This is a genomic window from Roseibium sp. (assembly GCF_050301095.1).
Lineage (GTDB): Bacteria > Pseudomonadota > Alphaproteobacteria > Rhizobiales > Stappiaceae > Roseibium.
Map to the genome: position 1 here is coordinate 16224 of NZ_JBNKYW010000114.1, position 12866 is coordinate 29089.

General features: G+C 59.1%; 11 protein-coding genes and 3 pseudogenes. 9 read left to right on the forward strand and 5 right to left on the reverse strand.

The window, feature by feature from the left end:
* Positions 1-71 precede the first annotated feature (71 nt).
* Positions 72-1070 (reverse strand): peptidoglycan-binding domain-containing protein, encoded by a 999-nt coding sequence (locus ACQY7U_RS10220; protein WP_428644101.1) that lies wholly within the window; start codon positions 1068-1070, stop codon positions 72-74.
* A gap of 165 nt (positions 1071-1235) precedes the next feature.
* On the opposite strand from ACQY7U_RS10220, the gene ACQY7U_RS10225 reads away from it, so the two are divergent.
* From ACQY7U_RS10225 to ACQY7U_RS10250, 6 genes are all read left to right on the forward strand, one after another.
* The gene (locus ACQY7U_RS10225; protein WP_428644121.1) at positions 1236-1559 is read left to right on the forward strand and encodes a GMC oxidoreductase; all 324 of its coding nucleotides are present in this window, start codon (positions 1236-1238) and stop codon (positions 1557-1559) included.
* Positions 1560-1868: 309 nt separating this feature from the next.
* Positions 1869-2333, forward strand: a complete 465-nt coding sequence (locus ACQY7U_RS10230) for an NUDIX hydrolase (protein ID WP_428644103.1) — start codon at positions 1869-1871, stop codon at positions 2331-2333.
* A 314-nt stretch (positions 2334-2647) separates the two neighbouring features.
* Positions 2648-2923, forward strand: coding sequence for a ribbon-helix-helix domain-containing protein (locus tag ACQY7U_RS10235; RefSeq protein ID WP_428644105.1), 276 nt, complete (start codon positions 2648-2650; stop codon positions 2921-2923).
* Entirely contained in the window at positions 2910-3272 is a 363-nt protein-coding gene (locus ACQY7U_RS10240; protein ID WP_428644107.1) for a type II toxin-antitoxin system RelE/ParE family toxin, read from the forward strand. The genes ACQY7U_RS10235 and ACQY7U_RS10240 overlap by 14 nt, the downstream gene beginning before the upstream one ends.
* Before the next feature lie 65 nt (positions 3273-3337).
* A complete protein-coding gene (locus ACQY7U_RS10245) occupies positions 3338-6070 on the forward strand; it encodes a cation-translocating P-type ATPase (protein ID WP_428644109.1) in 2733 nt (910 codons plus the stop codon).
* Between the two features lie 587 nt (positions 6071-6657).
* A complete protein-coding gene (locus ACQY7U_RS10250; protein ID WP_428644110.1) occupies positions 6658-7392 on the forward strand; it encodes a substrate-binding periplasmic protein in 735 nt (244 codons plus the stop codon).
* Between the two features lie 172 nt (positions 7393-7564).
* Here the strand turns inward: ACQY7U_RS10250 and ACQY7U_RS10255 are convergent, their stop codons facing one another.
* Positions 7565-8800 (reverse strand): site-specific integrase, encoded by a 1236-nt coding sequence (locus tag ACQY7U_RS10255; protein WP_428644112.1) that lies wholly within the window; start codon positions 8798-8800, stop codon positions 7565-7567.
* A 156-nt stretch (positions 8801-8956) separates the two neighbouring features.
* Between ACQY7U_RS10255 and ACQY7U_RS10260 the strand changes: the two genes are divergently transcribed.
* Positions 8957-10132 carry an RHE_PE00001 family protein gene (locus ACQY7U_RS10260; RefSeq protein ID WP_428644114.1) on the forward strand — a complete coding sequence of 392 codons (1176 nt, stop codon included), beginning with the start codon at positions 8957-8959 and terminating at the stop codon, positions 10130-10132.
* Between the two features lie 156 nt (positions 10133-10288).
* Here ACQY7U_RS10260 and ACQY7U_RS10265 read toward each other — a convergent pair whose 3' ends face one another.
* Positions 10289-10525: a WGR domain-containing protein gene (locus tag ACQY7U_RS10265; RefSeq protein WP_428644116.1), complete on the reverse strand. Its 237-nt coding sequence runs from the start codon at positions 10523-10525 to the stop codon at positions 10289-10291.
* A 155-nt stretch (positions 10526-10680) separates the two neighbouring features.
* The gene (locus tag ACQY7U_RS10270; RefSeq protein ID WP_428644119.1) at positions 10681-11478 is read right to left on the reverse strand and encodes a transporter substrate-binding domain-containing protein; all 798 of its coding nucleotides are present in this window, start codon (positions 11476-11478) and stop codon (positions 10681-10683) included.
* 241 nt (positions 11479-11719) lie between these two features.
* Between ACQY7U_RS10270 and ACQY7U_RS10275 the strand changes: the two are divergent.
* Positions 11720-11791, forward strand: a pseudogene (locus ACQY7U_RS10275) (IS6 family transposase); the annotation flags it as partial.
* A 131-nt stretch (positions 11792-11922) separates the two neighbouring features.
* Here ACQY7U_RS10275 and ACQY7U_RS10280 read toward each other — a convergent pair.
* Positions 11923-12354: pseudogene (locus ACQY7U_RS10280) on the reverse strand (ATP-binding protein); the annotation flags it as partial.
* Here ACQY7U_RS10280 and ACQY7U_RS10285 point away from each other — a divergent pair.
* A pseudogene (locus tag ACQY7U_RS10285) lies at positions 12337-12866 on the forward strand (helix-turn-helix domain-containing protein); the annotation flags it as partial. The pseudogenes ACQY7U_RS10280 and ACQY7U_RS10285 overlap by 18 nt on opposite strands.

The window sequence follows — 12866 nt, forward strand, 5'->3', positions numbered from 1 at the left end:
CTGTGTCCTAACGTTGACAGCCGGCGAGGATCGTCTGTTGGCCCTCTCGAAAACTCGGCTGTCAGGTCCTGTTATTCAGCGGTTTTGGCGGCCTGTAATTTATTCGCGCTGGTCGCCGGAGTTTCGCCCGCGTCCGGCGCCCCGGTTGCCGGAGCCGCCTGAATGTAGAACTTCACGCCTTGCATGATGATGTAGGGTTTGCCGTTCGCATCAACGTGAATTTCAGGTTCGGCTTCTGCCGCTGCGGCGCCTGGTTGCCCGGAACTGACACTTGCGGCCTGACCGGTGGGCAGGTCTGTCGATTGGGCCGCGCCTGCGGCGGGTTCTTCATACTCCGTATCGGCGGTGCCGGACGGCAGCGTGACGACGGTGGGACCTTGCTGACCCAGGCCAGGTTGAACTTGTCCGGGTTGAAGCTGACCCGGCTGCGCCGCCCAATTCTGTTGCGGGGCGGCAGCAAGCGAATTGTGGGCTGACTGCAACAGGGCCTGAGCCTGGTCCGGTGTCAACTCGCCGGTCGGCGCGTAGTTGTTACGAAACTGATACTGCTGAATGGCGCTTTTTGTCGTCCGTCCGGGCCTGCCGTCAAAAGAGCCTGCATCGAGACCATTGAGATAAAGCGACGCCTGAATGTGACGCCAATAATCCCGATCGCCGTAGGTGATCGGCATGCTTGCCATCATCGCCCGCGCACTGAGGCGGCGCCGCTCGCTGGGATCAAGCGTCGCATCCGGAGTTTCGCCATAGGTCTGCTGATAGGCAACGAGCGCGGCGTTGGTTTGACTGCCGGGCCGTCCGTCGAGCGGACCGGGATCAAACCCGAGTGTTGCAAGATCTCTTTGCAGTGCAAGGCCCGAACCCGAGTAGTTGTATCCGCCACCGCGTTGGGCGGCCGTACCGCGCTGACCCCTGTTTTTGGCAAGCCGGCTTCCGACAAACGCACCTGCCGCAAATCCAACCACCCCGCCGGCAATCGCGGCACCGCCGCTGCCTGCTTGTGCTGGCCTGGAAGTTAAAGCCGTAGCGGACAGTAATCCAGCTATGGCAACAGAAGCGATCAGCTTTTTCATTGTTCAGATCCTGCTTTTCGAGGGGCCAGATCGTTCGGTGGCGAAAACTCGGTTTGAATTCTGTCTCAAGCCCGATCCTGTCAGGTCGAGGGCCACCAAGATGGGTAATCCTTCATGCCATGATACGCGTAACCACAGCCCAAGGCCAGTTCGGGCTGCGGAGAGATCGGCGCCTGGGTCCGCGAGACCATGGAAAGCACCTACCATCCCTGCGGCTCCTGCCGGATGGGCGAGGACGAGATGGCAACAGTCGACAGCAAGTTGAAAGTGCACGGCATCAGCGGCCTGCGCGTCATCGACAGTTCTGTCTTCCCGAGCGAGCCCAATGCCGACCTGAACGCACCGACGATCATGCTGGCCGAGAGAGCTGCCGACATGGTGCGCGGCAAACCGCTGCTGCCGCCGTCGAACGCCCCAGTGGGCGCGGCGCCCGGTTTTTCGAAAACCCAGAGGAGCGGCACGCCCGTCCGCAACGTCTGCCTTTCCTAATGAGGAGATTGTCGCGCCCCTGCCCCATCGCTCAAAAGTGCCCCCGGAAACGCAACGCCCAAATTAGACGAGGCCGGGGGCCTCCGGCAGAAAAGCAATTCCTGCTGCATACGCCGATATTATGCGAAACCGCAGCTTGCCAGGCGAAAATTGACAGTTATCCATCTGATTTCATTGTGCTTTTGAGCTGCTGGCCTGACCACGCAATCTCACCGCTCAGTTTCCGGCGTTCTCCGGAAAATCCGGCCTTGGAGTTTCCTTCCCCTTTGGATAGGCTTCGTCATTCCTTTTTTGAATTGAGACAAGTCTTTGCCCGAAATTCCCGTACGCGCCTTCCTGAGTTCCCTCGTCGCCATCCGGAAAACCGGTTCCGGATACGAGGTTCTGCTTTTAAAGAGAACCCAATCCCTTGCCGGTGAATGGTGTCAGGTCGCGGGAAGCATCGAGGACGGTGAAACAGCCTGGCAGGCTGCGCTGCGGGAATTGAAAGAAGAGACGGGACTTGCGCCGCTGTCACTCTATTCCGCCGACATCTGCGAGCAGTTCTACGTGGCGGAGCGTGACGAAATCGTCCTGTCTCCAGTGTTCGTTGCCTTCGTTTCTCCATCCGGCACTGTGTCACTCAATCACGAGCACAGCGAATACCGGTGGGTGAGCTTTGAGGACGCCATGGAGATGGTCCCCTTTGGCGGCCAAAGACGCATTCTAAGATGGATCGAAGACGAATTCGTGAGAAGGAAACCTGGCAGGCATCTCCTCATCAGAACCGATTGACCCCGACGCCCCCTTCCCCGCAGGGTTCACGGCTTCGAATGAACGCCTGCGTCCCTGATAGCAATTGCTATATTCCGGCCCGAAGTCCGGTCAATCCAGGTGCTCGTTTCCCGCAGCAAGGCCGTTAACGGACAAGCCCGCCGGCCAACCCCAAATGAATATAGCAATTGCTATGTTCGGGCTCGATTGCCTCACATCTCCGCCTTTTTCGAACCGGCGGGCCGCCCCTCTCCATTTCACAAACATCCTGCCGGCTCGGCGCATCTTGACAGAGATGCGACTGGGTAGCACCTTTAAGGACAAGGAGAGCCCTCGTGAGCATCAAGTCTTCCATTTCGCTGACCGAACAACAGAACGCCTTTGCACGGTCCCTTGTCGAATCCGGTCAATACTCGAGCCTCAGCTCGGTGCTTCAGCAGGGGCTGGAGCTGTTGCGCCAGAAAACCGAGCTGGAAGCGCTTGAGGCACAGGCACTTCGCGAACTGATCCGCAAGCGCCTGAACGGCCCGACCGTTTCCGCAACGGAGATGGAAGGCCGGCTGGAAGCCCTGATAGAACGCAAGCGGCGCGACCTCAGTGTGGACGCTTGACTATTCGGTTGAAGCCGAACGCGATTTCGAGCTGATTTTCGATCATCTCTTCGAAACCTACGTCGACCTGGGCGAGGATCCCGAGGCGGCGCTCGAAGCTGCCGCCGACCGGGTCCGGTCCATCCGTGGCTGTATCGACGGCCTTACCGGAAAACCGTTCATCGGAACCCTCCGGCCGGATATCTTGCCCGGACTGCGTTTCGTGCGGCTGGAACGGGCAGCCGTGTGGTTTCTACCCGACGAGCACAAAAAGACGATCATCATTGCCGCAATCTTCTTCGGGGCTCAGGATCACATAAGGCAAATGCTGACAAGGTTGCTGGAAGAGCAGGAACCGCCCTCCCCCTGACGTCACAGGCACCCCATACTCAGAATCAGTTCAGGTTCAAACACCGGCGGGACAAGACGGGAAGCATGGAACAAATCGGATGCTCAGAGCCCCCATTCACGCTTGACCCCGGCGATGTCGCAAGGAGCTTCGCAACCGATCCGTCCATGGGGCTGTCGACCGACGATGCCGCCCGGCGGCTCCGGCAGCATGGGGTGAACCGGCTCCGTCAGCACAAGCCCCAAAGCGCGTTCGCAATCCTGGCGCATCAATTCACCAGCATCATCGTCTGGCTGCTGGGGGCGGCAGCCGCCCTCTCCCTCGCACTCGGCGATGTGGCGGACGCCATTGCGATTGCCATCGTGCTGCTCTTGAACGGTGCCATCGGGTTCGTCACGGAATTACGGGCGGCGCGCTCGATGGAAGCTCTCTTCCGCATCACCGAGGTACATTCGCACGTGCGCCGCGATGGCCGGGCCCACGAGATAGATGCCCGCAAACTCGTGCCCGGAGACATCGTCCTTCTGGAAGCGGGAGACATCGTCACGGCGGACCTGCGCCTGGTGTCCGCATCCAACCTGTGCTGCGACGAATCTCTCCTCACCGGAGAGTCCACAACCGTAACGAAGCAGACCGAAAAACTGAGCACCGGCACCCAACTGGCTGACCGCACCAACATGGCCTTCAGCGGCACAGCGGTCACGCAGGGCCTGGGTACGGGCATTGTCGTTGCCACCGGAATGGCGACGGAACTCGGAAATATCAGCACACTCGCGCAGGAGGCCGACTCGGAAGCCTCGCCTCTGGAAAAACGGCTCGACAAGCTGGGGCAGAAGCTGGTCTGGCTGACCCTGGCGCTCGCCGCCCTGACCAGCGTGACGGGCATTTTGTGGGGACATTCGATCCCCGACATGCTCAAGACCGGTGTGGCGCTGGCGGTAGCGGCCATCCCCGAGGGCCTGCCGGTCGTGGCAACACTGTGCCTGGCGCGCGGCATGTGGCGGATGGCGGCGCGCAACGCGCTCGTCACCCGGCTCTCGGCGGTTGAAACATTGGGAGCGACAACGCTGATCCTGACCGACAAGACCGGCACGCTCACGGAAAACCGCATGACGGTCGTTGGGTATCTGCTGGCTGAGGAGGATGTCGAGGTCCACAGGAAAGGGGAAGACCAGCTTTTCTGCACAAACGGTCATGAGCTCGACCCGGGTGCTTCGGAAAACCTGGTACAGGCCCTGAACACCGGCGTTCTGTGCAATTCGGCAGAGATAGAAGACAGTGCCGGCAGCGCGCGAATGGGCGACCCCATGGAGATCGCGCTTTTGTCCGTGGCGGCAAAGGCGGGTATCAGCAAGCCGAAACTCCTGTCGGAACTTCAGCCCGTCCGCCAGCACGCCTTCGACCCCCTCCGCAAGATGATGGCAACGGTCCATTCCCATAACGGACGCTACCGCTATGCGGTTAAAGGCGCACCGGAAGCCATTCTTGACGTCTCGAACAAGGTCCTCGGCAAAGACGGACCGAGGGACATGACGGAGGCAGACCGGGCGGAATGGCTCGCACGCAACGAACGCGCGGCAAGATCAGGCCAGCGCCTTCTCGCCCTTGCGCAAAAGGTTGCGGCCTCAGGGAATGACGATCCCTACGAAGGACTGACCCTGGTCGCGCTCGTCTGCTTTCTCGACCCTCTCCGGGAAGATGTTCCGGCCGCGATCAGCGACAGCCGCAAGGCAGGTGTGCGTGTGGTCATGATGACCGGAGATCACGCTGACACGGCGGCAAAAATCGCCGGAGACGCGGGCCTGGGAACCGGAGAACTGACTGTTCTGTCCGGCCGCGACCTTGGCGACTTCGATCCCCAAACCCTTGATCCGGACAGGCGCGCGCTGTTTCTGGAGACGGATATCTTTGCGCGGGTGGCGCCGGACACGAAGCTCAAGCTGGTGTCGCTTTTCCAGGACAGCGGCAACGTGGTTGCCATGACCGGGGACGGCGTCAACGACGCCCCGGCGCTACGCAAGGCCGACATAGGCATCGCCATGGGACTGCGGGGTACGCAGGTCGCGCGCGAGGCGTCCGACATCATTCTGAAGGATGACGATTTCGCGACCATCGTCGCTGCCATGCGGCAGGGCCGGACCATATTCGACAACATCCGCAAGTTCGTGGTCTACCTGATGTCGTGCAACGTGAGCGAGGTTCTCATTGTCGGCATCGCGGTCGGCATCGGCCTGCCCGTACCGCTTCTACCGCTGCAGATCCTGTTCCTGAACCTGGTGACCGACGTCTTCCCGGCCTTCGCCCTCGGGCTTGGCCGGGGCGATCCCGGGATCATGCGGCAGCCGCCACGCGATCCGCGCGAACCCATTATCGACGGCGCGCGATGGGGGATGATCGCGCTTCTCGGTAGCGCCATAACGCTGGCAACGCTTACCGCCTTTGCGCTTGCGCTTTTCCACCTGGACCTGAAGTCGGATCAAGCGGTGACAGTGGCCTTCCTGACCCTGGCAATGGCCCAGCTCTGGAACGTCTTCAACGTCAGGCAGGCTTCGTCGGGCATTCTCCGCAACGACGTTACGCGCAACGGGTATGTCTGGGGAGCGCTACTGTTGTGTCTTGGCCTGATCGCGCTGGCAATGGAACAACCCGATCTTGCCGAAAGACTTGGATTGCTCTGGCCCGGTTTGAACGGTGTGATCCTTGCCGGCGCCGCAAGCCTGTTGCCTCTCTGTGTCGGACAGATTTATCTGGCGTTCGTGGCCCGACAGGGCAGGGGACGGAAAATTGGTTCCGACGATCGGCTGAAACCGCGCCAATAGGCTCACTGCAAAATTCTGGCCGAGCGTGAGCGTCTGCGGCCGGAGTCAGTGTAGTAGGAAGTGGCCTGGGCGAGGGAGCGGTACGGGATTGCTGCATGGCATGCGGGCTCTGGCATCGACTGGGCGCACCGAGTAATAGTGCTGATACCCGCAAGGAACGGTCCCAAACCTTTGATCATAGGCCGATCGGCGGCGTTTGCCGCTGGGTACCGAAGGTCCGGCCCGGAATTTTTGTCAGGAGGGCATTCTGGATATCTCAATAGCGTGCTTGAATACGCATTTCTACAACGCTCCCCGTTCCGGATCGGCCTCTATCAGGCCAATACATACGCATTGCACCCAAGCACCAAGCGGCACGTCGCTGTGTCAAACTAGGGTCCGTACCTTAATCCATTATCCGAAAAGATTCGTACTCAAGCCGATAGACGTTCCTCAGCCCATCCTTTCAGCCATGAACGCCCGAAGTTAAAAACATAGTAAACCTTTTTCATCAGGCGGGTTTTGCCTAGCAACCAATATAAAAGAAAGAAAGAAAGGAGGAAAATATGTTGCTCAGGGCCAGGCTAATAAATGCAGGCGGAAAAACGATGCTTTACGCAATCGTTTGCATTTTGTTTGCGTGCGGGCTTGTGACTACATTGCGCCCCTCCAAGGCGGAAACACCGCAAATAGAGCTAAGTGCTGCTCTTTTTGATGGCTGCCCATTCATCTGTCTTGATGAGACCGGCCCATTTGTGGAAGGTCTCAAGGCTGCTTTTGCCGGAACACGCTATCAATTGAAGTTCAAACACGTTCCCTTCGCCCGCGCAACCAGGGAGCTGCAAAGCGGCAAGCTCGATCTGCTTCCCGGAATGCTGAAAGATGGTCTGGATGACGCCGTCTACCCCGAAAGCTGGCTGTATTTCACGCGCATGTGCTTCTTCTCAAAGGTGAGCGACCCGTGGCGCTGGCACGGCATCAACTCCCTGAATGGGCGCACAATCGCCATAGAAAATGACATCATACATACGCAGGAGTTTTCTGATTTCGTCCAGGACAATCCGTTGGTCACACATTTGTCAGGCGGCGACATTCTGAAAAGACAATTGCAGATGCTCGAACTCGGACGCATTCAGTCCTTTACGGCTGAACAAACGGTGCTGGCTTACCATCTGAAGCAAAACAACATTGCCCCGGACAGCGTGCAGAATTCGGGATGTTTCCCCCCCGAATTCGAATATGTCGCGATCAACGCCAGCCATCCAATGGCCGCCGACATCAGGGAGGTGCTGACAAGGGGACTGACGGAGTACAACAAGACCGTTGCCGTCAAGTTGAACTGACCGCAATCGACACTTGCCCTGCTACCGCGCGGTGATTGTAAAAAGGCCGCGACGATGCGCTACAATTGCGAGACAATTAACCAGTGCGAAAGCGCTCTTTCGATCTTCGACATCGGGCGCAAAGCGGCAACTGGCAAGCGCAGGCAAACCCGGAACTTCTATCTGCCTTTTCTCACCCCAGCATTCTGGCCGATCGTCTGCGGGCACGGCCGGCATCGTTGTAGTAGGAAGAGGCCTGAGCGAGAGAGCGGTGCCGGGACTGCTGCATGGCGTCCTGGATCGGAATTTCCCGGTTGGCGGCTTCCGTCAGGAAACCGGACCGCAGCCCGTGTGCACTGAAGTCGGCCGGATCGAGCCCTGCGCGGGCGCAGCGGTTTTTCACAACAGCATTGACCGATTGCGGGGTGAGGGCGCGTTGCTTGAGGTTACCCCACTGATCGATGGCCCTGAACACGGCGCCATCGGTGATCCGTGCCGCCTCCAGCCAGGTCGTCAGGGCGTCGACAGGGCGGCCGAGCAGCAGCACCGAATTGTCGTCTGAAGAACCTTCGGTCTTGGTGCGGCCCAGCCGGAGGCTGGCCGCCGGCAACAACTTGCTGTCCGGATCATTCGGGTCCGCGGGCAGGGGATCCAACCACTCGACCTGGCTCAGCCGGAGGCCCGCCAGCTCCGAGCGGCGGCGGCCGCCGGACGCAAACCCGACCAGCAGCAGCGCCTTGTCCCGCAAATCCATGAGCGATGGCGCGGACACCTCTGACCCTTCGCAGGTGCCGAGCAAAAGTTCCAGAATGTCGGCCGTGACGGCCTTGCGGCTTTTTCTGGCTCTCGGCCGGTCGGCGACGCGCACCGCGAGACGCAGGGCCGAACGCACGTCCGGCTCCGAGAAATGTCCTTGCAGAGCGCGCCAGCGATGCAGCGTTGACCAGGACGCCAGCCGCCGCTGTACAGTCGCCGGCGCATGCGGGGGCCGGAAACCCGCCGAATTTTTGGGGACCCGAAGCAGGTTTTGTGTTTCCAGCGCAGCGGCGACGTCCCTCGGCATGCCGTGAGAAGGATCCGAATCCCTTTTGCCGGGATCCCACAGGTGATGGGCGATGAACTTCAGGATCAGCGGAACCGGCGCCGGCCAGGGGAGGGGGCCTCCGGTCGCGGCCAGACACCAGGCTTCGAGATAAGTGAAATCGGAGGTCAGCGCGCGCAAGGAGTTTTCGCCCATGCCAGCCTTTGCCAGATGGCGGAGGGTGTCGACATCGTCCTCGGTCAACAGATGCGCCAGCTGTGCTGATCGCTGCTGTCCGGCCATGGCGGGCAGGATGGCAGCGAGCGTGTCCAGCTTTTCCATTTTCAGGCTCAATGCCGCGTCGCGTTCCGGCGAGTGTCCGGAAGCAGGGAAGGGGGCTTTTGGCATGCGCTGTCACGCGTCCTGGCTGGGTGAATTGACGGTCAAACTAGCACAAATTGTTTAAAATGCATAATCATCGATAAGCAATAATTATCGAAAGCTATGGAACCTCTGCCGGACATATCCATGTAATGATAGTTTTTGCCTTGTTTGTTATGGTTAATGAACTACTATCGTTTCATGCCAATCACTTATGACGTTCAGAAAACACTGAAAAATCTGCCATGGCCGCGCCTGGCGTCGCAGCTCGATACCGCGAGCCGCGCAATGGCCCGGGCGGACGAGCGTCTGAAACAGACACCGGACCTGTCCGCCGGGCTTCAGGCCCGCGCCCAATTCATCGACACCTGCGCCGCCATGGCCCTCGACGGTGAACTCGTTCACCTGGAAGACCTGGTGCTGCACGATTCCGGGGCTGACAGAAGAGCTCCTACCCACGAGCTTACCCGTGCCGCGCGGCTTCTCGGACTTCGCCGCCGGATCGACCGCCAGGGAACTGACACCGTGCTGACCCGGCCGGGCGTCCTGGCACTCATCGGTCATCAACCGGACGAGCCCGGCATCGGCGAGGGCAAGGACGAAGACTGTTCCGAAAGGGGAGGGGGCCTTGCCGGCCCGGCGCAAGACACCTCCGTCTCCGATAGCGATGCGGAAAAACTGTTCGCCGAAATCGATCTGGTTCTGAAAAAATCCGAACAGCTGGCACAGGGCAGGGTGCTTCCGGTCCCCCTTGCGGCGACACAGGGCGCGCAGACACTCCCCGAACCACTAAGGGATCAAGATACGGCAAGCCGTTTGGATGGGTGGCTTCAGCTGGTGGAGGACACAAAGTCCCAGAACATTCCCCCGCTTCTGACCGCCGCGATCCTGCTGGATTCCTGGCAAGTCCTCAGACCTGTCGACAACTGGCCGGAACTCGGGCGGTTCCTGACGGAAAAATTCCTGAAGTCAGAGGTCACGCCGAACCACCTGCCGATGCTCTGCGTGGGCCTCAGGAAATCCCCGTTCCGATGGCGTCGTTCGGAAGCGCCGGCGGTTCGCCTGGCAGGCCTGCTCGCCGGTTTCGAACGCGCTGCCGTGGAAAGCATGGATCAGTTGGATCGCCTGCAACTGGCGCAAGACCGCCTGACCCGCTGCTGCCGTACCAGCCGGCGCCACTCGAAATTGCCGGCGTTCACAAAGATGTTCCTGAATTATCCCCTCGTCACCATTCCCATGGCCCGCCAGGACCTCGGCGTCACCGCTGCCGCGGTCGACCGCATGATCGAGCAACTCGGCTCCGCTCTTCCCAGAGAACTGACCGGCCGCAGCCGCTACCGGGCCTGGGGAATTCTCTGAATTCTCGGGGATTGAAATTTGCCAGTGCCGTCGCGCCGGGGGCAGGATCGTCGGCCGATCCCGGTCTTCAAACCGTCATGCGCGTCCAGGGCTGCAGACCGGCAGCAAACGCAGCAACATTCGTCGCCAGGAAGGGGCGGCAGAGGGAAATCTAAGTCAAAGAATAACCGTGCTTGAGTTTGCGGGCTGCAAGTTCCTGCTTGTGCGCCTGGGCCGCCAGAAAATCGTTGAAAAAACGAGGTGGGACCGGCCTCGTGCCCATAGCCGGCCCCATATGCGGTGGACCACAAGACCGGCGAACAAGGTCGGTTCCACCGACAGTGCATAGAACCGCGCCATGTTCCGGCTCGGCTCAATCCGCGTCAGGAGAACAGGTATATCGACAGGCTTCATGCTTCAATTGTGCGCAAGTCCGGTCCGGGCGTCCAATGAGGGGTTTGAATCGAACTTTGCCTTCGTGACTCATTCCGAAGTTGCGTCAAGGCACCCGGGTTCCAAATAAATGAATCGGCTGGCGATTCTATGCAATCGCAGCGTCTGGCTGCGTGTCAGTTGACGAATTTCCCAGCATAGAGACTTTGGGCAACTTCGTCACGCAGGACACGGATTTTGCCGTTGATTGTTTCGAGCAAATCAACGCAATTCGATTTTTTCGAAATGGCCATGTAAACCGGCACACGAACTGCGGATGATTGCAGAACATGGAATTCTTCGGGATCAAAACCCTCGGGTATCAGGTCGAAAAACGATGCCACCGAAGCGAGCACATAGTCCACCCTTCCATGTCTCAGCATCCTGTGGAGCAGATGTGCTTCATTCACAGTTGTAAAGTGTTGATTGTCAATCGGGATTTGCCTGAGTGGCGGCGGCAGGCGAACACCGTGATACATCACCCCAGGCCTGCCTTTCAGATCGTCAATACTGGAGTATGAAAAAGCAGCGGACTTTTTGGTGATGATTGCATAGACATCATGCACCCAGTACTCCGTATAGAGCGCAAACGAACGCCGCTCAGCGGTGTCAAGCAGCGTAAACAGGATGTCAATGTCGCCGTTTTCAAATTGCTTCAGCACTCTGTTCCACGGTTTTGCCTTATCCACTTCGAATGAAATGTTTTCATTTGTCAAAATTTTTGAAATCAGATCGACGGCGACACCACTTCGGATACCTTCGTCTGTTTCTGCATTGATGTAAGGGGGCCAGACTGGCGGTCCTGATAGCACCGGGTCGACGCATTGTGCACGCGCGATGGATTGCGATCCAATCAACAAAAATGCTAACCAGAGATCACAAAATAATTTTCGTTTTTGCAGAGTTTTTTGCCAAAAGACGATAAGCACAGCCATTGTCAATACTGTTCTCAAATTCCCAGTTTCCGTAATATACGGCAAACTTATCTGACGATCAATTTTGAGCTCTATCGCAAAACACCTGTCGACGAGTAGAGGTTTCTTACAATTCCGAGATCAGGCAGCGAAATTCGCAAACCGCTGAATTGGACGTATCAACGAATTCGTGTCCCACTCTGTTTATCAGGAGATGTCACGGTAACGCCTTGTGAAGAGCCGCTACAATAGATGCGGGTGCATGAACACCTCGCCAGTTAGTTACAAGCGTCATCGCTATCCACCCCAGATCATTGCCCACGCGGTTTGGCTGTCAACGGCGGAGCAAAATCAGGCCACTGGGCGGAGTAAAAGTCGGCCACTTGCGGCGCACGCATGAGACCGCCGGGAGGGCGTAGCCCGAGCGGTGGTCTCATGCGTGCGTGGCGATTTTTCAGGTGGGGGTCAGCCCGCCTTTCGGGCGCGGCTTTGGGCGAGGCGGTAGCTGTCGCCGTTCATCTCGAGAATATTGACGTGATGAGTGACGCGATCGAGCAACGCGCCGGTCAGACGTTCAGATCCCAGGGTTTCCGTCCATTCGTCAAAGGGGAGATTGCTGGTGATCAGGGTCGCTCCGCGTTCGTAGCGTTGCGAGATCAGCTCGAACAGCAATTCCGCCCCGGTCTTTGACAGCGGCACGAAGCCGAGCTCGTCGATGATGAGCAACTTGCAGGCCGCCATCTGCTTCTGGAAACGGAGCAGACGCCGTTCGTCGCGGGCCTCCATCATCTCATTGACCAGGGCCGCGGCGGTCGTGAATCCGACGGACAGGCCCTTCTGACACGCAGCCAGGCCGAGACTGAGGGCGATGTGTGTCTTGCTCGCGCCGCCACCACCGGCGAGGTACAGGAGCTGCGCCGCGAAGCCAGCGCTCTGAAGGAATGCGTGGCCGATTTGACGCTGGAAAATCGGTTGCTCAAAAAAAGCATGTTTGCGGATGGGGGCGACGAAGAATGAGGTATCCCGCATCCGAGAAGCTCGAGATCTTCAGGATCGTCGAGCAGTCGCACCTGCCGGCCAAGCGCACGCTGGACCAACTCGGCATTGCCCGCCGGACGTTCTACCGCTGGTATGATCGCTACCTTGAAGGCGGGCCGGAAGCGCTGGCGGATAAACCCTCAGCGCCAAGCCGTGTGTGGAATCGCATCGGCGAGGATATCCAGAACCAGATCGTCGAGATGGCATTGGAGGCGACCGACCTTAGCCCGCGCGAACTGGCCGTCCGCTTCACCGACGAGAAACACTACTTCGTGTCGGAAGCCACGGTTTACCGGTTGCTCAAGGCCCATGACCTGATCACCAGCCCTGCCTATGCGGTGATCAAGGCGGCCGATCAGTTCCATACCAAG

Coding starts and splice junctions, on each gene's coding strand:
- ACQY7U_RS10220 (WP_428644101.1), bottom strand. CDS start 1,070: ATGAAAAAGCTGATCGCTTCTGTTGCCATAGCTGGATTACTGTCCGCT.
- ACQY7U_RS10245 (WP_428644109.1), top strand. CDS start 3,338: ATGGAACAAATCGGATGCTCAGAGCCCCCATTCACGCTTGACCCCGGC.
- ACQY7U_RS10250 (WP_428644110.1), top strand. CDS start 6,658: ATGCTTTACGCAATCGTTTGCATTTTGTTTGCGTGCGGGCTTGTGACT.
- ACQY7U_RS10255 (WP_428644112.1), bottom strand. CDS start 8,800: ATGCCAAAAGCCCCCTTCCCTGCTTCCGGACACTCGCCGGAACGCGAC.
- ACQY7U_RS10260 (WP_428644114.1), top strand. CDS start 8,957: ATGAACTACTATCGTTTCATGCCAATCACTTATGACGTTCAGAAAACA.
- ACQY7U_RS10265 (WP_428644116.1), bottom strand. CDS start 10,525: ATGAAGCCTGTCGATATACCTGTTCTCCTGACGCGGATTGAGCCGAGC.
- ACQY7U_RS10270 (WP_428644119.1), bottom strand. CDS start 11,478: ATGGCTGTGCTTATCGTCTTTTGGCAAAAAACTCTGCAAAAACGAAAA.